The organism is Shewanella amazonensis SB2B (genome assembly GCF_000015245.1).
In the GTDB taxonomy this organism is placed as follows: domain Bacteria; phylum Pseudomonadota; class Gammaproteobacteria; order Enterobacterales; family Shewanellaceae; genus Shewanella; species Shewanella amazonensis.
This window is the reverse complement of record NC_008700.1, coordinates 119,414-142,361: the sequence shown is the minus strand read 5'-3', so window position 1 is coordinate 142,361 and position 22,948 is coordinate 119,414. Positions and strand designations below refer to the sequence as shown.

The 22,948-nt window shown below is 54.0% G+C and carries 21 protein-coding genes; 13 read left to right on the top strand and 8 right to left on the bottom strand.

Translation table 11 applies throughout. The annotated features are described in order from the left end of the window. Positions 1-403 precede the first annotated feature (403 nt). Positions 404-2,530: a sensor histidine kinase gene (locus SAMA_RS00635; protein WP_011758249.1), complete on the bottom strand. Its 2,127-nt coding sequence runs from the start codon at positions 2,528-2,530 to the stop codon at positions 404-406. 2 nt (positions 2,531-2,532) lie between these two features. After that, entirely contained in the window at positions 2,533-3,915 is a 1,383-nt protein-coding gene (locus tag SAMA_RS00630; protein ID WP_011758248.1) for a sigma-54-dependent transcriptional regulator, read from the bottom strand. Between the two features lie 276 nt (positions 3,916-4,191). On the opposite strand from SAMA_RS00630, the gene SAMA_RS00625 reads away from it, so the two are divergent. The 9 genes from SAMA_RS00625 (at position 4,192) to SAMA_RS00585 (ending at position 12,181) form a co-directional block, all read left to right on the top strand. Further along, positions 4,192-5,004, top strand: a complete 813-nt coding sequence (locus SAMA_RS00625; RefSeq protein ID WP_011758247.1) for a substrate-binding domain-containing protein — start codon at positions 4,192-4,194, stop codon at positions 5,002-5,004. Further along, positions 5,001-5,708, top strand: coding sequence for an ABC transporter permease (locus tag SAMA_RS00620; protein ID WP_011758246.1), 708 nt, complete (start codon positions 5,001-5,003; stop codon positions 5,706-5,708). Before SAMA_RS00625 ends, SAMA_RS00620 begins: the two co-directional genes overlap by 4 nt. Then, positions 5,708-6,400: an ABC transporter ATP-binding protein gene (locus SAMA_RS00615; RefSeq protein ID WP_011758245.1), complete on the top strand. Its 693-nt coding sequence runs from the start codon at positions 5,708-5,710 to the stop codon at positions 6,398-6,400. The genes SAMA_RS00620 and SAMA_RS00615 overlap by 1 nt, the downstream gene beginning before the upstream one ends. After that, a complete protein-coding gene (mobA, locus tag SAMA_RS00610) occupies positions 6,384-6,974 on the top strand; it encodes a molybdenum cofactor guanylyltransferase MobA (RefSeq protein WP_011758244.1) in 591 nt (196 codons plus the stop codon). Before SAMA_RS00615 ends, mobA begins: the two co-directional genes overlap by 17 nt. A gap of 16 nt (positions 6,975-6,990) precedes the next feature. Continuing rightward, positions 6,991-8,790: a bifunctional molybdopterin-guanine dinucleotide biosynthesis adaptor protein MobB/molybdopterin molybdotransferase MoeA gene (locus SAMA_RS00605; RefSeq protein WP_011758243.1), complete on the top strand. Its 1,800-nt coding sequence runs from the start codon at positions 6,991-6,993 to the stop codon at positions 8,788-8,790. A 9-nt stretch (positions 8,791-8,799) separates the two neighbouring features. Beyond that, complete coding sequence (gene moaA / locus SAMA_RS00600; RefSeq protein WP_011758242.1) at positions 8,800-9,783, top strand: GTP 3',8-cyclase MoaA; 984 nt, start codon at positions 8,800-8,802, stop codon at positions 9,781-9,783. 61 nt (positions 9,784-9,844) lie between these two features. After that, positions 9,845-10,282 (top strand): hypothetical protein, encoded by a 438-nt coding sequence (locus tag SAMA_RS00595; protein ID WP_011758241.1) that lies wholly within the window; start codon positions 9,845-9,847, stop codon positions 10,280-10,282. A 28-nt stretch (positions 10,283-10,310) separates the two neighbouring features. Next, a complete protein-coding gene (gene mutM / locus SAMA_RS00590) occupies positions 10,311-11,126 on the top strand; it encodes a bifunctional DNA-formamidopyrimidine glycosylase/DNA-(apurinic or apyrimidinic site) lyase (protein WP_011758240.1) in 816 nt (271 codons plus the stop codon). A gap of 164 nt (positions 11,127-11,290) precedes the next feature. Next, positions 11,291-12,181: a DMT family transporter gene (locus SAMA_RS00585; protein WP_011758239.1), complete on the top strand. Its 891-nt coding sequence runs from the start codon at positions 11,291-11,293 to the stop codon at positions 12,179-12,181. A gap of 66 nt (positions 12,182-12,247) precedes the next feature. Here SAMA_RS00585 and SAMA_RS00580 read toward each other — a convergent pair whose 3' ends face one another. The 6 genes from SAMA_RS00580 to coaD all read right to left on the bottom strand — a co-directional run bounded on the left by SAMA_RS00580 (position 12,248) and on the right by coaD (position 18,729). Then, the gene (locus SAMA_RS00580; protein WP_011758238.1) at positions 12,248-13,252 is read right to left on the bottom strand and encodes a sphingomyelin phosphodiesterase; all 1,005 of its coding nucleotides are present in this window, start codon (positions 13,250-13,252) and stop codon (positions 12,248-12,250) included. A gap of 174 nt (positions 13,253-13,426) precedes the next feature. Then, complete coding sequence (locus tag SAMA_RS00575; RefSeq protein WP_011758237.1) at positions 13,427-15,190, bottom strand: ArnT family glycosyltransferase; 1,764 nt, start codon at positions 15,188-15,190, stop codon at positions 13,427-13,429. Between the two features lie 8 nt (positions 15,191-15,198). Then, positions 15,199-15,876, bottom strand: coding sequence for a TVP38/TMEM64 family protein (locus SAMA_RS00570; RefSeq protein ID WP_011758236.1), 678 nt, complete (start codon positions 15,874-15,876; stop codon positions 15,199-15,201). Beyond that, entirely contained in the window at positions 15,873-16,604 is a 732-nt protein-coding gene (locus SAMA_RS00565; RefSeq protein ID WP_011758235.1) for a glycosyltransferase family 2 protein, read from the bottom strand. The genes SAMA_RS00570 and SAMA_RS00565 overlap by 4 nt, the downstream gene beginning before the upstream one ends. A gap of 136 nt (positions 16,605-16,740) precedes the next feature. Beyond that, positions 16,741-18,225: a capsule assembly Wzi family protein gene (locus tag SAMA_RS00560; protein WP_011758234.1), complete on the bottom strand. Its 1,485-nt coding sequence runs from the start codon at positions 18,223-18,225 to the stop codon at positions 16,741-16,743. Positions 18,226-18,243: 18 nt separating this feature from the next. Beyond that, positions 18,244-18,729, bottom strand: coding sequence for a pantetheine-phosphate adenylyltransferase (gene coaD, locus SAMA_RS00555; protein ID WP_041409577.1), 486 nt, complete (start codon positions 18,727-18,729; stop codon positions 18,244-18,246). Positions 18,730-19,017: 288 nt separating this feature from the next. Between coaD and SAMA_RS00550 the strand changes: the two genes are divergently transcribed. Genes SAMA_RS00550 through SAMA_RS00535 form a run of 4 tightly spaced genes read left to right on the top strand, consistent with a single transcriptional unit; the run spans position 19,018 to position 22,934 of the window. Then, positions 19,018-20,226, top strand: coding sequence for a glycosyltransferase family 4 protein (locus SAMA_RS00550; RefSeq protein ID WP_011758232.1), 1,209 nt, complete (start codon positions 19,018-19,020; stop codon positions 20,224-20,226). A gap of 23 nt (positions 20,227-20,249) precedes the next feature. Continuing rightward, positions 20,250-20,624 carry an HAD hydrolase family protein gene (locus SAMA_RS00545; protein WP_011758231.1) on the top strand — a complete coding sequence of 125 codons (375 nt, stop codon included), beginning with the start codon at positions 20,250-20,252 and terminating at the stop codon, positions 20,622-20,624. A 7-nt stretch (positions 20,625-20,631) separates the two neighbouring features. Continuing rightward, the gene (locus tag SAMA_RS00540) at positions 20,632-22,215 is read left to right on the top strand and encodes a hypothetical protein (protein ID WP_011758230.1); all 1,584 of its coding nucleotides are present in this window, start codon (positions 20,632-20,634) and stop codon (positions 22,213-22,215) included. Continuing rightward, positions 22,212-22,934 carry a glycosyltransferase family 2 protein gene (locus tag SAMA_RS00535; protein ID WP_011758229.1) on the top strand — a complete coding sequence of 241 codons (723 nt, stop codon included), beginning with the start codon at positions 22,212-22,214 and terminating at the stop codon, positions 22,932-22,934. The genes SAMA_RS00540 and SAMA_RS00535 overlap by 4 nt, the downstream gene beginning before the upstream one ends. The last annotated feature ends 14 nt before the right edge of the window (positions 22,935-22,948 follow it).

Below are 22,948 nucleotides of genomic sequence, written 5' to 3'. Positions count from 1 at the left end.
TGCCGATTGATATTACGGGAAAATTCACACTGGGTTAGAGCGAGAATGAGTCGGCTGGCGCAGAATCGGGCACCAAGGAAAAAACCCAAGACAGGCGGAATGAGTGATACATGTTGAGTCGATAAAAGTACCCACATCTGCACTGAAGAATCCAAACTGTGGCTGGTGAAGCTGACAGTATGGCAAACGAGTGTGAACACACAGAAAAGCCGCACACAAGGCAACGCAGATAAAAAGTCACAAAAATGCTTGCATTAAAAATGAGAATGATTATTATTTAAATGCGTTCCAAACTCATCACCGCTCTGCAAGTGGGTCGGTGCCTCCGAGTTAACATGCACGACATTGCTCACACACTTTTGTGGCCGGACCCAACGTCCGGCTTTTTTTTGCCCTATTGTTTTTAAGCCAAACCTCCGGCGCCCAGCATCAAACCTTCGTAGGGATTCAAGCCACTCTCTTCCCGTGCTTCATGGTACAGACCAATGGTAAACAGGGTGCCTTTGCCCAGGGTGGAAGTGACTTCTATGGTGCCGCCAATCCGTTTGATGATGCCGTAGCTCAAAGACAATCCCAAACCCGTGCCATCCGGACGCGTGGTGTAAAAAGGGTCAAAGATACGGCCAAGCTGCTCGGGAGCGATACCACAACCCTCGTCTTCGATTTCAATCTTGACCCCAACCGGCTCATCCTGCACCACCCAGTCGTAGGTACGGATCCAAATCCGCCCCTTCCCATCCATTGCATGGGCCGCGTTAACCACCAGGTTAATCAAGACCTGCAATAATTGCGGTCGGTTGATTTGTACCGGACAACTGGCATTAAGCTCCTGATGAAGAACCACTTCCTGCTTCTTGATGGAGTGGCGCACCAATACCAGCATTTCTTCGATGATGGGGGTTATCTGGTGCATCTCAAGCGGTGCGTTAAATTCGCCGGGGCGGCTGTACTGCAGCAGGCTGCGAATAATGGTGCTTATGCGGCCGACTTGTTGGATAACCAGGTCGATTTCCTCCTCCACCTGTCCTGCCTTATCACCAAGCTCAGAGCGCAGCAGCTCCATATTGCCGAGGATCACCGCCGTAGGATTATTAATTTCGTGGGCAATACCCGCTGTAAGCTCACCCAATGCTGTGAGCTTTTCATTGGTCACCAGCTGAGCTCGGGTCTCGTTCAGCAACGACACGTTACGCTGCAGCTCTTCCGTTTTTTCCTGCAGACTGCGGGTTCGCTCTTCCACTTTTAATTCCAGCTGCTCGGCGGCGGACTGGATCTGGGCATTGCGCCTTTGCAGCAGGTCGAGCATGCGGTCAAACTGCTCAGCCAGATTGGCAAGCTCGTTGTCTTTCTCCAGTCCCAATTCACCGATGCGTACGTTACGGCCCGACTGCACCGCCTTTACCACATGATGGATCCGTTCAATTGGCTGCAGCAGGCTGTAAGCGCCCCGATACACCAGCATGCCGGACACCAGCAGCACCAGCATGAGTATGGTGCCCAGCTCTATGATGTTAAGCAGATAGTTATGGATAAAGGGCGCTTCAGAAAAGCCTGTGTATATCATGCCGATACGCTCACCACGCACGTCGGTTAGAGGCGCGTAGGCAGAGATAAACCAGTCGTTGTACACAAACGCTCTGTCGACCCAGGTCTGGCCCTGTGTCAGCACCTTGTGTTTAACCTCTTCAGATACCAGGCTGCCCAGCGCCCGCCCCTTGTCTTCGCCATCCCGGGGGAAGAAGTGCAGCGGCACGTTGGTGCTGATACGCACATTGTCCAAAAAGATGGTGACAGTGCCGATGGAGCGCTCAGGCAGTGTACCCTTGTCGTACACCAGGTCACGGATGTGATCGACAATACGGGTATCCCGATTCAGCAGGGTGCCGCCATCCAGATACCAGGCTACCTCGCCCTCGCTATCCACTATCGGCATCAGACTTCGGCTCAGCATGCCCCTGTCTTCAGCGTCCCTGTCCGGCACATCGGCGCGGGGAGTGGGCAAGAGTGTCAACCGGGCACGCTCGGCCAATACCGGATCCAGACGGGCAAGGCGTTTTGATGAGAGCACCATCAGGCCGGTAAATGGCTCTCCACCCTTTACTTTGGTCAGCAGATGACGCAAGTCAGGATCGGCCGCGGCACGCTCAACATTAATCAGCCGTAAAAAGTCCAAATCCATGGCAATACGGCGCTCGGCCAGAAACGCGTTGAAGTCGTCCGCCTGCTGCTGTTTGTCGCCGTGGTTAGCGCGGAAAAAGTTTTGAAACTCCCACGACCGGAGCAGGTTCTCCAGCTCCTTTTCCTGCCGCCGCTGCACCTGTTCGAGGGTGTTGTTGGCCACAGTGAGGTCGGCTTTTACCTTCATAAACAACTGCTGGCCGGTGTAGCTGATATTCCAGTAGATGGTGATAAATACCAGGCTCACCAGGGTCAGTAAAATTGGCAGCAAGGTAAGAATAAGAATGCGGTAGCGCACCTTGGCCTGCATCTGGCGCCAGTTAACACCAAACAATTGGGTGAAGAAGGACATGGTTATTCTTCCTCGTCACTGTCAGTGCCAAACCACTCTTTGAATTTTCGATCCAGGGTCTTGCGGGATACGCCCAAATCACGGGCTGCTGCCGACTTATTGCCACCATGGGCCTCAACCACCGCCAGTACATGATGTTTTTCCACGTCCTTGAGTGGCCACTCCAGCGGGAACCCAAACTGACCCGGTTCAACTTCCTTGATGGTAGTTTTCCAGTATTCCGCCGGGGGCTTACCCAAGAGGATGCTGCGCTCAATCATGTTGCGCAGTTCGCGGATATTCCCCGGCCAGTCGTGTTGCTGAAGGCGGCTTAAGTCTTCGTGGCTCCACACCAGCTCACGCACACCCAGCTCAGCCCCGAGCACCCGGGTGAAGTGATGGGTCAACTCGACGACATCTTCGGGTCGGTCTCTCAGGGGCGGTATTTGAATTTCGAGCACGTTCAATCGATAGAAGAGATCGCGGCGGAAATGTCCAGCTTCCACTTCATCAGCCAGCTTGCGGTTGGTGGCAGCCACCACACGCACATCGATACTGACCTCTTTTTCACTGCCGACAGGACGGATGGCTTTTTGCTCCAGCACCCTAAGCAGCGCAGTTTGCATCTTCAGCGGCATTTCACCGATTTCATCGAGGAAGATGGTGCCGCCCGACGCAAAGCTGAACAGCCCTTCACGGGCACCCTTGGCGCCGGTAAAGGAGCCAGCTGCATGGCCAAAGAGTTCACTCTCCAGCAGTTCAGGGGCGATGGCACCACAGTTAACCGGCACGAAGGGTCCCTGACGGCCAGAGAGTTGATGCAGTTGTCTGGCCACCAGCTCTTTGCCCGTGCCTGACTCGCCTTCAATCAGCACCACGGCGTTGGTGGGCGCCACCCGGGCAATGATGTTTTTCACTTCCTGCATGGCAGCACTGTTGCCAATGATGCTGGAGGAATAACCGATAGACACTTCGCGGCGCAGCATCAGGTTTTCCCGCTTGAGCAGCCTGCGCTCTATGGCCCTGTCCACCGCTTTTAGCATTTGTTCCAGGTGGAACGGCTTCATGATGAAGTCGGAAGCTCCGGCCCGCAGCGCCTGAATGGCCACTTCCATATCGGCATAGCCGGTCATGAAAATAATGTCTGAGCGTCTGTCCTCGTCCGACAGGGCTTCATGCCATTCAATACCGGAACGCCCCGGCAAACGAATATCGACAATGATCAAATCGAAGTGGCAGCGACTTCTGAGCTGTTCTGCTTCTTCCACGCTGCCGGCGGTTTCCACCAGGGCGAACTTTTTCGACAGCGCCTTATTTAAAAAGGAACGCATGCCCGGCTCATCATCAACAATCAGCACAGACACGGCAGTAGGCAGAGGTTTTGCAATGGCTTCGTTCTGGTTCATCTTGTCTTCTTCTGGACATTTTGACGCACAATGCGGTCATTCTATCACCGGAAAATGGTCGATAGGTCACTATGGACCAGCTAAAGTGTGAGTTGGGACAATTTGTCTGAAGGTTTTTGTCGCACTTGAGAGCTGCTTCACACTTTGCTGAAAGGAATGTGAAGCAAATCGCTATATATTCTTTGGCACTCAAATTGCTAATAGGTATGGCGCTAATTGCCCGCAATGTCTGTCGGGCCCGATATCAAGGCGACAAAATAAAGCCAAGGAGAAAGCATGTTCAACACCAAACATATTCTGGGCGCGGCCCTGACGGCCACCCTGCTGAGTATTACACCGGTACAGGCCGAGGAAGTGATTAAGCTGGCCACAACCACCAGCACCGAAAACTCAGGCCTGCTCAAAGAGCTGCTGCCCACCTTTGAAGCTCAAAGCGGCTACAAGGTACAGGTTATCGCTACGGGTACCGGTAAAGCGCTGGCGCTGGGACGTCAGGGTGATGTTGACCTGGTGATGACCCACGCCCCCGCCGCCGAAGCCAAGTTTGTTGAAGAAGGCTACGGCAGCGAACCTCGCGGCATTATGGAAAACGATTTTGTGGTGCTCGGCCCCAAGAACGACCCGGCCAAAATCAAGGGCAGCGCCAGCGCCGAAGAAGCATTCGGTAAAATTGCTGCCGCCGGCGTACCTTTTATTTCCCGTGGCGATGATTCAGGCACCCACAAGAAAGAACTGAAAATTTGGCAAGCCGCCAATGTAAAGCCTGAGTTCAAGGGGTACACCTCAGTGGGTCAGGGCATGGGTAAGACCCTGCTGATGACCAACGAACTGCAAGGCTACACCCTGACTGACCGTGGTACTTACATCGCGTACAAGGGCAAACTGGATCTGGATGTGGACTTTGAAGGCGGCGCCACTCTGGCTAACCCCTATCAGGTGATCCTGATTAACTCCGCCAAATATCCCAATCTGAATCACAAGGGTGCCAAAGCCCTGAGTGACTGGCTGATCAGCGCCGAAGGACAGAAGATGATCAATGACTTTAAAGTTCAGGGAGAGCAGCTCTTCAAGGCCACTTATCGTCAATGAGTCAAAGTTGGTTTGAACTGATACAGCAGGCCCTGGGCCTGCTGTTTTCCCTCGACAAAGATCTCTGGTCGATTATCTGGGTGTCTTTTGGCGTTTCCCTCGCGGCCCTGCTGATCACCCTCATCCCCTCGATGCTGCTGGGCTTTGTGCTCGCCTTCAAGCAGTTTCCCGGCCGTCACTTTGTCCTGAATCTGGTGCAAACCCTGCAATCCATACCCACTGTGGTGATTGGCTTGCTGGTGTATTTACTGCTGACCCGCATGGGGCCGTTGGGCGACCTGCGCTGGCTCTTTACCCAGCAGGGGATGATCCTCGGGCAAATGCTGATTTGTGCGCCCGTACTCATTGCTATGAGCCAGGCGGCCTTTACCAGCGCCGATAAGCGCGCATGGGAAACTGCCCTTACCCTTGGCGCCTCGCTGCCCAGGGCCATACTCATGGTCAGTGGTGAACTGCGCGGCCCCTTGCTGCTGGCCGTTATCGCCGCATTTTCCCGCATTGTGACCGAGGTGGGCTGCTCCATGATGGTTGGCGGCAACATCGAGTATGTTACCCGTAATATTCCCACCGCCATTGCGCTGGAAACCAGTAAGGGCGACTTTGCTCAGGCCATAGCACTCGGGTTGGTGTTGTTGTTTTTGGCCATTATTATGAACTTTGCCCTGGGGAACCTCAGGGGCAAGAATCAGGTAAGGAGTCACTGATGGCGAGGATCCTTGCCCATGATTTGGGCATTCGCTTCGGCCAACGACAATTATTTGAGTCGGCTAATCTGACCTTTGCCGAAGGGGATTGCATTTACCTGATGGGTGACAACGGCAGTGGCAAAACCACCCTGATGAAAATCCTCGCCGGATTACAGGCCCCTTCCCATGGCACGGTAACTGCCCAGGGCTTTCCACCCCGTGGCCTGTGGCAAAAGAACAAGCTTCACGGCTGCGCCGTCTACCTGCATCAGCACCCGTACCTGTTTGAAGGCACAGTTCTGGAAAATCTGAACCTCGCCCTTAAACTGGGATGTCTGGAAGACTCCCGTATCGGACGGGCATTGGACATGGCACAGCTGGGGCACCTTCAACAGAGTCAGGCAAGCCATCTGTCCGGGGGTGAGCGACAACGTCTGGCCATTGCCCGTGCCTGGTTGCTCAGGCCCAGGTTGCTGATGCTCGATGAGCCTGTATCCAATATGGATAAAGATTCCCGCGAGCTGGTGCTCGACATGACAGAACAGCTCAAGGCAGACGGCACCGGCTTGCTGATAGCCAGCCACCAGCATGGCCGCTTAACGGCACTGTGCCAACATCATTGGCTTATCCAGGACGGCCGCATCCTCACGGGGCGCCTTGAAGTCAAAACGCCACAACCACAGGAAAACGAATATGTCCTTGCGCATTGATGCCGTCATCCTTGCCGGCGGTCAGGCCCGCCGCATGGGTGGTCAGGATAAGGGGCTGGTAGAGCTCCTTGGCAAACCCATGATTGAACATGCCATTACGCGCATTCAACCTCAGGTTAAGGAGATCCTGATCAACGCCAACCGCAATCAAAACCTGTATGCTCAGTTTGCTGACTGTGTATTTGGTGATGAAGACAGCGGCTTTTTGGGACCTCTTGCCGGCATGGTAACCGCCATGGGCAAAACCCAGGCCGATCTGCTGTTGGTTGTACCCTGTGACTGCCCTTGCCTTCCCACTGATTTGGTTGCCAGGATGGCAGCAGCACTGGAAGCCGAAGCGGCCGACCTCGCCGTTGCCAGCGATGGCGAGTATGAACAACCGGTGGTGATGCTGCTCAAACCATCACTGCGCGATTCCATGAAGGCTTTTTTAGCGGCCGGCGAGCGCAAAATTGATTTTTGGTACGCCAAACACAAGGTGGCAGTGGTTTCCTTTGCCGACCAGCCCAATGCCTTCGTAAACGTCAACACGCCAGAGCAAGTAGAACAACTATCCAAGGCGCTGACACAGTGATTTTTTTGAGGTGAGCATGACGACAGCCTTTCGCAATCCCCTTCCCGTGCCCGTATTGGGATTTTGTGCCTACAGTGGCACTGGCAAAACCACCCTTCTGTTGAAACTCATCCCGGAGCTGAACCGCCGTGGATTAAAGCTGGCTGTCGTTAAACATGCCCACCACGACTTTGATGTGGATATTCCCGGCAAGGACAGCTATGAGCTGCGCAAGGCCGGTGCCCGCCAGATGCTGGTTGCCTCCCACGTGCGTTGGGCACTGATGACAGAAGACGCCCGCGACTCAGACCCCGAGCTGCCCCATCTGCTGAATCAAATCGAAGCCGACAAGGTGGATATTGTGCTGGTAGAGGGCTTTAAGAAGCTTTCGCTGCCGAAGATAGAGCTGCACAGAGCTGCACACGGCAAGCCATTTATCCATACCCAGGATCCGGACATTCTCGCCGTCGCATGCTGTGACGACACCCAGTTACCATCCGACCTGCCAAGACTCGATATCAACAATGTGGCCGAAATTGCCGACTTTGTGCAGCAGTATATTGCCAACTGGTGCCCTGCCACGCCGTCATTGCCACTGGCGCCGGCTTGTGGCTGCGAGGCCGACATGAGCAAGACCCTGTCGGTCCGTCAGGGTATGGACGCCATTCTCGCCAAAGTCGTCCCAGTCAGCGAAACCGACTTAGCGCCGCTGGACGAACTCGATGGCCGGGTGCTGGCCTGCGACGCCATTTCGCCGGTGGACGTGCCCCAGCAAACCAACTCGGCCATGGATGGATTTGCCTTCCGCTTTGCCGACCCCATGCCGGACGCGCTGAACATTGTTGGTGCCTCATTTGCCGGACACGGGTTTGCCGACACCCTCAAGCCCGGTGAGGCGGTACGTATCATGACGGGCGCGCCGCTGCCCGCCGGCGCCGACACGGTTCAGCCACGGGAGCTTGCCGATGACAGAGGCGATACTGTGTCGCTGCAGGGCAAGCTGGAGGTCGGCCAGCATGTGCGTCTGGCCGGAGAAGACATAACCAAAGGCGCAGTGGCACTTGGCGCCGGTGAACGCATCGATGCCGCCGCCACCGGCCTGCTGGCGTCGCTTGGCTTTGACAAGGTACAGGTAAAGCGCCGCCCACGTGTAGCAGTGTTTTCCACCGGTGATGAGGTGAGCGCACCGGGAGAGCCCCTCGCACCCAGCTGTATCTACGACTCCAACCGTTTCACTATCAAAAACATGGCCAAACGTCTTGGCTGTGAAGTGATTGACCTTGGCATCATCGAAGACTCAGAGGCCAGCCTGATGGCGGCCCTCGAGCAGGGTGCCAGCTGCGCCGATGTGGTGATAAGTTCGGGGGGCGTGTCAGTGGGCGATGCCGACTACATCAAAACGGCGCTGGAAAAGCTTGGTCAAATCGGTTTCTGGCGCATCAACATGCGCCCGGGGCGGCCGCTGGCTTTTGGGGAAATCAATCGGGCACTGTTTTTTGGCCTGCCCGGTAACCCTGTGGCTGTGATGGTGTCTTTCCTGCAATTTGTGCAACCTGCCCTGCGCAAACTCGCCGGTGAAAATCAGTACCAGCCCAGGTTTATCCCTGCCATCACCGACGAGGTGCTCAGGAGCCGTATCGGTCGCACCGAGTTTTTCCGGGGTATTTACCATCTGGGAGACGATGGTCAGCTCCATGTGAAAACCACAGGGGCGCAGGGTTCAGGCATGCTGAGCTCAATGGTAAAAGGCAACTGCCTGATTGTGCTGGCAGAGCCGGATGAACAGCTCGCCATCGGCAGCAGGGTTTATATCCAGCCCTTTGCTGATTTACTCTGAGGCCGGTTCATGTCTGCCCTGTGCGACAGTTTTGGCCGCAAGGTCGAGTACCTGAGGCTATCGGTCACAGACCGCTGTGATTTCCGCTGTGTCTATTGCATGGAAGAAGACCCCTGCTTCCTTACACGGGAGCAGGTGCTCAGTTTTGAGGAACTGGCGCTCATTGGTAAAGCCTTTACCGAGCTGGGGGTGAAGAAGATTCGCCTCACCGGCGGCGAGCCGCTGGTCAGAACCGATTGCACGGACCTGGTGGCGCAACTGGGGCAACTGCCCGGTCTGCAGGAGCTGTCGATGACCACCAACGGCTCGCGACTGGCCAAACTGGCACCGGCCCTTAGGGCTGCCGGACTCAGGCGCCTCAATATCAGCCTGGATACCCTTAACCCCGAGCGCTTTGAACAGATCACCCGTAATGGCAAACTTGAGAGGGTAATAGCAGGCATCGATGCCGCCAAACAGGCCGGTTTCGAGCGCATTAAACTCAATGCCGTTATCCTCAAGGGACGAAACGACGATGAAGTGTTGGACCTGGTGGACTTTTGCCGCAGCCGCCAGCTCGACATCGCCTTTATCGAAGAAATGCCCATAGGTTTGATGGACGAACGCGAAACGGCCCGTCACCTGTCCAGTGACCAGGTGCGCACCCTCATCGAAAACCGTTATCCACTGACGCTTTCAGACAAGCGAACCGGTGGGCCTGCGCGTTATTATCAGATGTCGGACAGCCCGATACATATCGGCTTTATCTCGCCCCACAGCCATAACTTTTGCCATGAATGTAACAGGGTGAGGGTCACGGTTGAGGGCCGTTTACTGTTGTGCCTCGGAAACGAACACTCTGTCGACCTCAAGGCCATTCTCAGAAGCCATCCAGGCGACACCGAAGCCTTGAAATCCGCCATTCTTGCAGCTATGCCTCAAAAGCCCAAATCCCACGAATTCGATACAGGTGCCGTGCAAATATTGCGCTTTATGAATGCGACCGGAGGCTGAATCTTCAACCCGGGGCATCTCGTGTTACACTCAACACCAGGGTTTCGCTTGATTTTTTCCCATGGGACTTAAACGCCGTACCTGGAACAACATCATTATCATCGCCTGCATCCTGATGGTCTCGGTGCTGACCTTGCTCGACCAGCGCATGAACAGCCTGCCGGAAGATGCCGCGCCACTCTTTGATGACTCAACGCCCCTGACTGGACTGCAACTGGACGGTGTCGCACTGGAACGCACCGATGGCATCTTTGCCTGCGACAGCCAGGTCAGCAACTGTGATGATTGGGGTAATGCCTGGTTGAATCTTAAGGTCTCAGCTCTGTCACAGGCCCCAGGCCAGCCCATGGGGCCGCGGGAGCTGACTATTCTCATCGGCCATTTGCCACCACAAACCTGGTTGCTGTTTGATGACGGATTTTTGCAGTCGCCCCAGGGTCACTGGTACCTTATTCCTCCCAGCCTGCGTCAGGCACTCGAGCCCCATTTGTCAGACTAAGCCCAATAATCCGCAGCACGAGACTAACATGCCAGAATTACCGGAAGTTGAAGTGACCCGCCAGGGCATTGCGCCCCACCTGGAAGGCAACCGCGTTGAAGCCCTGATTGTGCGTAATGCCAACCTGCGCTGGCCAGTGCCAGAACTAGCACAAAACATTGTTGGCCAAACCATTTTGGGTGTCAGACGCCGGGCCAAGTATTTGCTGATAGATACACAGGCGGGCACCACTATTGTGCATTTGGGCATGTCCGGCAGCCTGAGGGTGCTGCCAAAAAATACCCCTGTCGAGAAACATGATCACATTGATCTGGTGATGCAAAATGGCCGGGTATTGCGTTTTAACGATCCCCGCCGCTTCGGCGCTTGGCTCTGGAGTGAACTGCCGGAAGCGGCCCACCCGCTGCTGGAAAAGCTGGGACCTGAGCCGCTATCGGCCGCTTTCCATGCCGATTACCTGCAAGCCGCACTCAAAGGTAAGAAGAAAGCCATCAAGCTGTGCCTGATGGACAACGCCATCGTGGTGGGCGTGGGGAATATCTACGCCAATGAAGCCTTGTTTGCCGCCGGTATTCACCCTGAGGCAGAGGCGGGCAAAGTCGATGCCGAGCGCCTTACCCTGCTCACTGCTGAAGTTAAGACGATACTGACGCAGGCTATAAAACAAGGCGGCACCACTCTCAAGGACTTTACCAATGCCGACGGCAAGCCCGGTTACTTTGCTCAAAAATTACATGTGTATGGCCGCGGCGGCGAGACCTGCACCGAGTGCGGCCACCTGCTGAGTGAAATTCGCCTGGGTCAGCGCACTACGGTATTTTGCAGCCTCTGCCAGACAAAATAATTTCATCCATACTCTTATTAAATTTAGTTATGGAGAATATTTTGAATTATTTTTATTCATCTATAACTGTGTAGTGACAGAATGCCAGTTACCGAACGCTGGAGCATTAATAGCCAAGTCTCTATAATGGCGCCCCCGAATCCCACTGACTCACAGGCGAATCCTTGAGCTTTGAATACCTGGCGTTACTCGCCGCCGCCTGCTGGGCCGTTGGCAGCCTGATGTCGGCCACCGCCGCCACACACCTTGGCGCCTTTGCCTTCACCCGCATCAGAATGCTCAGTGCCAGCGTTATGCTCTGGCTGCTGGCGCTGTTCGTTGGCAGCTGGCACAGCCTGACGTTGGACAGTCTTTATTTGTTGGCGCTCTCAGGGCTTATAGGGATTTTCATTGGCGATACGGCGCTGTTTGCTGCCATGAATCGCCTGGGGCCCAGAAGGGCCGGGGTACTCTTTGCCACCCACTCACTGTTTTCGGCTGTGCTGGCCTATCTGTTTCTCGGAGAAACCCTGTGGGGCTGGACCCTGTTTGGCAGTAGCCTGCTCATCAGCGGCGTGATGGTGGCCATCTTTTTCGGGAAGCGGAAAAACGAAGAACATGCCTGGGAAAACGGTAATCTGCAGGTCAAACGAGGCATGGCACTGGCACTCTTGTCAGCCCTGTGCCAAGCGGTATCCACCCTGATGCTCAAACCCCTGATGGAAACCGATATAGATGCAGTGGCGGCTTCGGCAGTGCGCATGAGCACAGCCTTTGTGCTGCATTTCGCGCTTTTGCTACTGGGCTTTTCCGTTGCTAAGGCCAAAACTCCCGCTACCCCCAAGGTGTTGGCACTCACCATTGGCAACGCTGCACTGTCAATGGTACTGGGCATGACACTGATATTGCAGGCACTGAAACACGGCAATGCGGGCCTGGTGGCGATTTTGTCGTCGGTAAGCCCCATTCTGGTGTTACCGCTGCTATGGCTGGTGTATCGCAAAAGCCCTGCGGCGGGCGCCTGGCTCGGCGCCATCATGACGGTGGCCGGCACTGTACTGATACTGGCCCATTAGGCTCTCCTTTACAGGACAGTAGCCACACCATCAAAGCCCCTGGTCGGGGCTTTTTCATTTGGTGTCTCAGTTGAACTCGAAGTTCACCTGTACCGGATAGTGATCCGACAGCTCATTGTAATATCCATTGTGATAATACCGGCCCGAACTCAAGTTCCAATAGCCTTTCAGATACCACCAATACCAACTGATTTGTGCCTTGGGATAACGCACAGCCATTTCCGGATTATTGGCCGGCTGCTTGTGGTCCTGATGCCAGAATACGTAGTCGAGGGTATCGTTGTAGTCGAGGCTGTAGTCAAAGTAGTAGGCATTTGCCTTGGTAAACCAGTTATCCCTGGCGCTGAAAGACCCTGTTACCGGAGTAGAAAAATTCAGCCCGGCATTGACGGTGGCCAGCATATCGGTCACTTCCTGTTGTTTGCTCCATTCCACATTCATATCACCGCCGATAATGACAGCCTCATTTGCCGGGATCTGCTCAGCCTCGATAAAGGCCTGAATTTCGCCCAGTTGCCCCAGACGAACCTGATGCTCTTGCGCTGTGTCATCGTCGTGGGTTGCCTGCAAGTGAGTGCCAATCAGGTGAAATCGCTCGCCGTTTTTCTCGATGGCGACATAGGCAAACCCCTTGTTGGCATAGTCATCCCAGCTACCCTGCAAACTGTGATTAAACACATGGGCCTTGCGCACCAATATCGGGTATTTAGACAGGATAACAACGCCCCCCCTTACCACCATGGGGGAGTTGGAGCAGCTTCCGGTCAGTGCATCCCAATCAGCGCCGCTGCAGTTTTCACCCACATTGGCGGTTTGATATGGGTATAGACTGGCAAGGGAACTCAGCGCGGTTTCAGCCTCATCGTTAAAGGCTTCACTCACCAGAATGACGTCGGGCTGTTCAGACAGTTGTGTCAGTGCGGCAGGCAATCGCGCAGCACGATTGGCTTGATCCCAATCCTGCACATTGAGCTGCATAATGTTGTACGCCATCACTTTAAGTGATTCGGCATAGGCTTGAGGTTGCAGGGCAAAAATCAGGGTAATTAGCAGTGCATGATGCTTTCTCATCCAGGCATCTCCAGTTTGTGGTTATGAATTATATGAGTGCTACTCAGTTACTCAGGTAGCGGCCCATACTGGAACACAGCTGAATGTCATTAAGACGTCAGGGAGATGTCATTGAGATAAAGGTTTTATGACTGACACAGGAACAAAAAAGCCCCGCATGCGGGGCTTTGGTAACTAGTCCGTAAGCCAATGGCCCGGATGGTCAGTGTGGTAACGGTAGACCCGTTTGGGTGCATCACAGCTTACTGACATGGCGTCTGCATCCAGCAAAAGCCAGTTGTCCCTGTGGGCAATGCCCATGCTACGGCCCCTGGACAGTTCAAAACAGTTCAGTGTTGTGCCTTCGGGAACCAGCAAGAAACGTTGCTGTTCAGAGGCATTGCCTTTCATCATCCCTGCTTCTTTCATCCAGGCCCAGGCATTGCGCTCTTGTTCCTCGACACTCGCCAGGTAGCTGAAGTGCGTCACAGACACAGGTGAAAACAGGATGAATTGTTCCTTGAACTTAATCAGCCCAAGCTCGGCATCTTCACCTATGGTTTGCGCCGTATGCTGCATGAGTTGCTGCGGTGTACGCATGCTATCGAGCAGCATATAGCCCCAGGTGCCAACCACTAGCCAGCCAAGTAATGTCACGGCACCGGCATTGAGCAGCGAGATTTGCTTTCTGAGCCACCACAAGCAGGTAAGCCACAAACCGCCAAGCACCAGCAGCATCAGGCCTATGCCCGTTAAGTCGTCGGTGTAATCGGCAAGCCGGGCAGCAAGCTTGGGATGGTGCAAAAGCGCCAGCACCCCCACAAGCAGCAATAGTGTGCCCAAGACCCACAAGCCCCCCTTCACCAGCAGCTCAAACCAGCGTTTGGGCTGCTCACCGTCAAGAATCGCCGCCATCGCCAAGCTGGCCATAGGGAGAGCAGGCAAAATATATACGTTGCGCTTGCCCGGGCTCAGGCTGAAGAACACCACCACCAGTAAAACCCAAAGCAGCAAAATGGCAATCACGGGATCTTGCTTGATGCGCGCTACAAAACGTTTACCGTGGGCAATGGCCAACAAGGGCAACGGGAACCAGAGCCAGGGAATGACGCTGAAAATAAAGAAATACCAGGGTTTGATATGATGCCAGGCGTTAACGTAACGCTCACCGGTTTGCTTGAATAAGATGTTGTTCATATAGGCCTGGTGCTCTGGGGTGGCATCCAGCCAAACTGCCAGCAACATGGGTACCAGCCACAGGGCAATAACGCCCAACATAGCCAGTGGCCCAAGGGCTACCTTCCAGGACCAGGCCTGGTTGGGCAAAAGTGCCCTGCCGGTGACCATTTGCCAGCGATACCAAGCCAGCGGCAATAACATCAGCAGCGGTAAAAAACCCACCCCCTTGGTGATTACCCCAAGCCCCATAAAGGCCCAGGAAGCAAAAAACCAACGCCAATGGGGTCCGAGCACAAAGTGCCTCACCAGACCATAGCATCCCAAGGTAATCCAACAGGCTACCATGGCATCTATCTGGGCATTCTTTGCCTGCATCAAAAATTGCGGCACCAACAAAAGCAACAAGGCTGCATTACGGCCGACCCTGACGCTCCACAAACGGCAACCCAAGTCGTAAACCAGCATGACGGTCAACAATCCGCAGAGGGCGTTGGGAATAAGAAAGGCCAGTTTGAGGTCGCCAATCAACCAATAAACAGCGGCGATGGCCCACATAAATACCGGGGGTTTATCGGGATAGAATTCTCCACCGCGGGTGGGGAACAACCATTCACCGCCCATCACCATTTCCCGGGCTACTTCCACAAAACGTGGCTCATCGGCAGGCCAGGGAGATCGCATGCCAATGCCAATCAACATCACCAGCAGCGTAAGACTGAAGAGGGCCCAAAACACCCGTTTCTTATCGTCATCGGCAAAGAGTCTGAACAATGCTGTCATGGGTATCCTTACGATTCTTCGGCAATTTCATCTACCTGCCGCTTAAGATGACTGCGGTACAGGTACGCCCCTATGGCGCTGGAGAGAATAAAGAGCACCACGCTGATGCCAAGCTGGATATGATCCGCAAGGCCAATGCCGGCGCCGGCAAAACTGAAAATCAACATTTGAGGCAAATAACCCAGGGCACTGCCAAGGAGAAAGCCCCCCACACCGACCCGGGTCGTACCGGCAAGGAGATTGGTGAGCAAGTTACTGCCCACCGGCAACAGGCGTATCATCAACACCTTTAGCCAGGTCTTTTGTGCCAGTAGTGCCTCAAAGCGTTGCAACCTGTGGCCAAAGCGGCGGCTTAAACTGCTTCTTACCGTGAGTCTGGCAAAGTAGAAGCTGGTCAGGCAGCCAAGCAAAGTGGCCAGAGTCGAAAAAAGTGCGCCATAGAGTCCGCCCATGGCAAAGCCGCACACAAAAGCAATGGCCTGTCTGGGCCCCCCCACCGCCGTAAAGAGGCTGCCGGCAAGCAGTAATACAACCAATGCCTGTACACCACCCTCTTGTACAAAACGGGCCACCCAGTTGCTGTCGGTGAGATGATCGAACCATCCCTCCCTGGCGGCCAGCATCAATAGAACCAGCACTGTCAGGGTAAGGGATAATTTACCGAGCCGTTTCAGGTGGGTTTTCATGGATGACTGTAACCGTCTACCCGCTCCACCTCAGCTATCTTGCCTCTGCGGATAAGCCACATGACGCCCATCAGGTCGACAATGCCCACCCAGGCGCGGTTCCAGGCATTGTACTTGGATACCCCTGCGCCCCTGTCTCTGTGATTGACCTCACTGATACGGATTTCACCGCCAAGGCGCCGGATCAGTGCCGGCAGGTATCTGTGCATATGGTTGAAATGGGGCAGGCGCAGAAAGGTTTCCCGCGGAAACAGTTTCAGGCCGCAGCCGGTGTCCGGCACCCCATCATGCAGCAGCGCATCGCGGATACGATTGGCGACTCTCGACTGAAAACGTTTCCAGGCTGTGTCCTTGCGATTCTTACGGTACCCGGCAATACAAAAATGCGGATTTGTGATGGTGCGGGCAATGGCGATCATGGCCGGGATATCGGCGGGATCGTTCTGACCATCGGCATCGAGGGTCACAATCCAGTCTCCTTTGGCATGCAGTACGCCCGAGTGTACTGCTGTACTTTGGCCGGTACTCTTGCGGTGACGCACTACACTGGCGTTACAACCACAATCGGCCGCAGCCTGCAGCACTTCCTCTCCGGTTGCGTCCGTACTGCCGTCATCAACTACCACTACTTCGAAATCTGATTGACCGGCAAGCGCCGCCGCGATTTCTTTGACCAGATTACCTATGTTTCCGGTCTCATCTTTCGCAGGAATAACCACTGAAATCATTGAGTCTACTTTCCTTTTTGGCAAAAGCCCGCTTGCCAGCATATCGCACGGCTGCCGGAAAGGATACCCATCTCAGTTGTCGTAAAAATGACAAAACGCGCCGGTTGGCGCGTTTTGTGTTCAGAAATCAGGACACTCAGAATCGATATTCATAACTGCCATAGAGGGTGGCATCATTATCGGTTTTTGTGTCGAACTCTGAGCGGGAGACTGTGCCTCCGAGAGTGACCATACCTTTGAACATTGGTTGACGGTAAGAGACTTCCAGCATCAGCAGGTCTTCCTTCTCCGGCTGTGGTGTCCACTCGCTGCTGTGGTTTTTGCCGTCTTTGTTCAGCTGGGCATACCGCAGATAGGCATTAATGCCTTTGCTGTCACCAAACTGACCTATCAGGCCCAGCACCCAGGTTTCGGCGTCACTGTCGTAGGTTGAGCCCAAAGAACGCCGATAATAGCGGGAACCGGAAAGATAAGTGGTGTGCTCATAGAAGCAGTTAAATACATTATCATCACTGCCACAAGCCACTAAGGTATCCGTATATTCCAAAAACAGCTTATACTGGTGATCTTTAAATCCAAATCGGGTGTCAACACCCGCCAGCTTGGCACAATCAGCCAAGTCCCATGGCATCGGGCCGCTTGAGTCTTCGCAGGTACGCTCCAGATAGAGGCCAACGGGCACATTAAACCACGTATCGGCGTAGCGAATATCCCAACCTGCCATCTGGTTGCCCAAACGCGAGTTTTGAGCCGAATCACAATCCAGGCTGCCATCGGCACATTCACCGCCACCGGAGATCGTGTCCCAGAAGGTGCCCAGACCACAGTCCTGGCCTTCGCCGCACATCTGCACTGTCCAGGAGGCACCTATTTCCAGCTGTTGAACGGGCTTTAGGGTTCCGCGAAAATTCCACAGCAGGGTGTCCTCTACGGCACGGTTATCATTCATCCAGCTGATCCCCGTGGTTAACGTCCAGGGACCCATCCACGACAGCCAAGGCGTTTCAAAGGCAGCGGCGTTATTGCGGCTCAGCATCAGTGACGGCATGGGGCGGGCGTTATTGGACTTGTGCAGCGCGGTATCGAATCCCGGGCCCCACCACTGTTCTACAGTACCTGCGGTAAACACCCAATTCCCCAATACCAACGACATCCAGGAGTCATCCAGACGGAAATCTTTATCATCCTGGGCATCGTAGGCTGCCGTCGCAGACACCTTGAACGCAAAACGATTATCCATGTACTCGTGGGAGGCTTTGAGTTCACCCTGCTCACGGTAGTCACTGCCGAAATGTTGGAATCTGGCTTCATCGGTTGCGCCAACCGCTTTAAGTCGTGTGTTACCCCGGTTTTCAACCGCCTGGCGATAGTAGTAGTTCACCCTCGCATAGGCGGCGGCCATTTCCGGCGTCAGTAACGAGGGCTCGGCTTTGTTCAAATCCACCCCGATGCCCGACCACATCAGCGGAAACGTATTCACTGGCATTGTGATAACACCTGCATCGGCCAATGCTTGAATATCGGCCCGCAAATAAATATCGGATGCATCGACCCAAGGTGCCGCCAGAGTTGACGCAGACAGCAGCGCCAAGCTCAGCGCAGATAACGACATGTACTTCATAAAATCCCTTTTAATCATTCACTTCTTACGCGGCAGTGCCAATAATTCTGCGGCAACGTCAGGATGTACAAATTGGCTCACATCGCCCCCATGAAGCGCCACCTCTTTCACCAGAGTTGATGAGATAAAGGAGTTTTCTTCTGCGGGCGTCAGGAACACGCTTTCCAGATCCGGGCTTAAGCGACGGTTCATGTTGGCCAGTTGGAATTCATACTCAAAGTCCGACACGGCTCGCAGGCCCCGCACCAGTACACTGGCCTGCTGGTCTTTGGCAAAGTCCACCAGCAAGCCGGTAAATCCGACCACTTCCACGTTATCCAGATGAGCTGTGACCTTTTTCAGCAGCTCTACCCGTTTTTCCAATGAAAACTTCGGCTGTTTTGACGGGCTGGCTGCCACGCCTATTACCACATGCTTAAACAGGTTGGCGGCCCGCTCTATCAGATCCGCATGCCCATTGGTGACAGGATCGAAAGTACCGGGATAGATGGCTCTTGTATGCATATACAGACCTGTGTCGTATCGAGTTAAGGGTTGATAGCCCAAAGAAAGTTTGCCCATTCTGCCACAAGTACGCCTCAGGTGCATGGCCTCACAACAGGCAAATTACAAGCCTGCATCCGGTAACCTCAAAACTCCGGACCAAATACGTAACACACCATTCACCAGTCACACAAAAACAAAACCAACGTTTCAATAAATACACATTTAAGATAATGATTTTATTAATTATTTTGCTATTGGCGGATGAGTTAATACAATGCCCGCAAACGGGCAATCCAGAAAGCATTCATGAGTAAAATTAAGGTAGCACTGCTGGTCGATGAATATTTTGGCGGCGCCAAAACCAAATATGGCGGATATGGCTTTTTGGCCAGACATCTGGTGGCCAAACACCTGCCTGACGATCAGGTCGACGTGGACGTTTTGCTGAAAAAAGACTGCGGCAAAGTGCGTCTTTGGCCCAAGTGTTTTATGGTCGATGGCATCAGGGTATACAAGCTGGCAGCACGGGCCTTTGATTGGGTAAACAACCTGTTTCTGCGGCAGAAAAACTATGATGTTTTTCTTTCCATCGAAATGACCACCCACTCCTACCGCATCTTCAGCAAGGCCCCGGGGAAAAATAAAAAACTGCTGTTTTGGATCCAGGACCCGAGACCCACCTACGAGTGGGATGAAATCCAGACCGTGAAGCTCTTTCCCGAGCCCAGTTACTGGGATGCAGAGATCTACGATTTTGTGAATCAATACGCCCGGAGTGGCAACGTACGCTTTATCAGTCAGGCAAAGTGTCTCGATCAAAAGGCCAGGGACTTGTATCGATTACCTGCCAATACGTCCATCAACTACCTGCCGAACCCAATCGAAATTGATGAGACGTTTGACCTGGACAGCTTCCCGAAGCAAAACAGCATAATATTCCTTGGCCGTATCGAGTCCGTAAAGCGGGGTTGGCTGTTCGCCGAAATCGCCAAGGCCATGCCGCAGTGCCAGTTTTATATGTTGGGTCAGGCACACAGACAGGCGGATGAAAACAATGCCGTGATGTCAGGCTACCAGGCCATTCCCAACCTGCATTTCGTCGGTCATGTGGAAGGCGAGCAGAAGAATCGTTTCCTGAAAGAGGCCAAGGTGTTGGTTAATACCTCTATTCATGAAGCCCTGCCGATTTCCTTCCTCGAGGCCCTGTCCTACGGCACCCTGCTGGTGAGTTGCCAGAATCCCGATGAACTGGCGAGCAAGTTTGGCGTGTATACCGGCAAGGTGTTGGGTGATGGCTTCGACAAGGTGGAACTCTTTGTCGCCGGAATCAACCAGCTGCTGACAAATGATGACCACAGACACCAACTCGCAAAAGACGCCATTGCCTATATTAAAGAAGTGCATTCACTGTCCCGCTTCACAGGGGACATCAAGCATGAACTGTTGACCCTGTGCGCAAGCCGCAATGAGCCAGTGAAAGCAACTGGCCGCACCACCACCAGCACAGTACAATAGCCTTTTATCTGTGTGGAACAGAGATGAAACGACTCATAGTAGATTTGGATGGCACCCTCACCAAGGCCGACAACACAGATTACAGTGCCGTGTCGCCCCGGGAAGATGTGATTGCCAGATTGAGACAATATCAGGCAGAAGGTTTTGAAATTGTCATCTCAACTGCACGCAATATGCGTACCTTTGAAGGTAATGTGGGCAAGATAAACATCCATACGTTGCCGGTGATCACCGCCTGGCTCGACAAACATCAGGTACCCTACGACGAAATTCTTGTCGGTAAACCCTGGTGTGGCCATGAAGGCTTTTATATCGATGACAGGGCCATCAGACCGTCTGAATTCGCCCGCATGAGCCGGGCCGAAATTGAGCAACTTATCGAAGACGACAAAGCATAGGACGTGCATGTATCTCATTACTTCTGCCGCCATGGTGGCCTCAGAGCTGCAGTCTGAATTCGGACCTCTGCCCCCCTGCTTTTTGCCGGTGGGCAATAAACGCCTGTTCCATCATCAGCTGGCTTTAATTCCCGCCGGCGAACGCACCATCATTACCCTGCCGGAGGGCTTTACCCCCGGTCCTTATGACAGCCAAAGCCTCAAAGACTATGGTGTTGAGCTATTGTACCTGCCGCCAACCCTGAGTTTGGGTGAATCCATCGTCTATGCCCTTATCCAGCTGGAGTTTGCCGACGATGAACCCTTGTATATTCTCCACGGCGATACCCTGTTCGATAGCCTGCCACGTCAAACCGATTGTCTGGGCCTGAGTCAGGTTGAAGACAACTACAACTGGGCAGAGTTTGATGCCCAAAGCGGCACTCTGCGTCCTTACCATGCAGAGCTGAGACCTTCCAGCGAATTGATTTCAAATGGCTTTTTTAGTTTCTCCGCACCAAGAACCTTAATAAGGTACATCACTCAGGCCAAGGGCGACTTTATTGCTGGCCTGAATGGCTACATTGATGACAAGGGCCTGACCCCGATAACCTTGCCCCATTGGTACGACTTTGGACACAGCCATACCTATTACCAATCCAAGAGCCGGATGACGACTCAGCGGGCCTTCAACGGGATGGCAATTCAGGGGCAGGTGGTCAAGAAATTCAGCCGCAATAAACATAAGCTCGCTGCCGAGGCCAACTGGTATCAAAGTTTGCCAGGGCCAATGCGGGGCTACATTCCACAGCTGCTGGGCTGTGATGAAAGCCCCGAGCTATTTGGCTACAGCATAGAGTATCTGCACCTGACAGCCTTGAATGAGCTCTACGTCTTCAGCCAGTTGCCGGCCTTTGCCTGGCGTAAGGTACTCAAAGCATGCTGCCAGTTCCTCAAGGACGCCAGCAGCTATTCAGTGGCCGATGCCCAAACCCTCAGTGGGCTTTTTATGGATAAGACCCTGAGCCGGCTTGAGGATTTCGCCAGTCAAAGCGGCATATCTGTGGCCCAGGAAAACCGTATCAATGGCGCCCTGCGGCCGTCTTTGCTGGAGCTGGCCCGGATAAGTCGCGAGTATTTGCCCAAAGATAATGGCAGGCAACACCTGCTGCACGGTGACTTTTGTTTCAGCAATATTCTGTATGACTTTCGAACCTGTAATATCAAGGTCATAGACCCGCGAGGACTGGACGGTAACGACAAGCAAACCATCCACGGCAATGGCTTATACGACATTGCCAAGTTGGCACACTCGGTATTGGGGCTCTATGACGCCATTATTGCCGGTTATTTTAAAGCCGAGCGGCTGGGGCAGAACCTCGACTTCAGTATTGCCATTACGCCCAGACGCGAGCAAATCATGGCCGACTTCGTCCGGCTGATGGCCAGCGAGTTCGCCGTCAGCGAAGCCGAGCTTTACGCCATGCAAATTCAGTTGTTCCTCTCCATGCTGCCACTCCACAGTGACAGACCAGACCGGCAGCTTGGATTCATAGGTAACGCCTATCGACTCTATGACAGGCTGCTTGCCTGCACAGGAAATCCATCATGATAGTGATCCCCATGGCGGGGCTAAGCTCCCGCTTTTTCAACGCTGGCTACACCCAGCCCAAATACATGCTCGACGCTGGCGGCATGCCACTGTTTGACCACGCCCTGCTCAGCTTCGCGGCCTATTTCGGCACTACGCCTTTTTTGTTTATTGTGCGCGACCTGTATGACACAGCGGCCTTCGTCAAAACACGCTGCAAGGCACTGGGCATCAAAGACTTCAAGATTGTTGCCCTGGAGCAGCCAACCCGTGGACAGGCTGAAACCGTGTACCTGGGACTGACGGATGTAGCAGACACCGAGCCACTGACAATTTTCAATATAGATACCTTCAGACCCGGATTTACCCTGCCCCCCATAGCCGATACGGCCGATGGCTATCTGGAAGTATTCAAAGGTGAAGGCAGCAACTGGTCCTATGCCAAACCCGCCGATGCCAAAAGCACCCGCGTCGTGCAGACAACCGAAAAGCAACCCATATCCGACCTCTGCAGCACAGGGCTTTATTATTTCCGTCAAACCGCCGATTTTCGCCTTGCCTACGAAACGGAAGCCGCGCGGCCTGCAAGCGAGTGGCAAAAGCAGGAGCTTTATATAGCACCGCTTTACAACCACCTGATAGCCCGGGGTAAGAACATTCACTACCACCTTATCGATGCCAGTGACGTGATTTTCTGTGGGGTGCCAGAGGAATATCAGGCCCTGCTGGCCCAATATTGATATCGCCGAGCCGG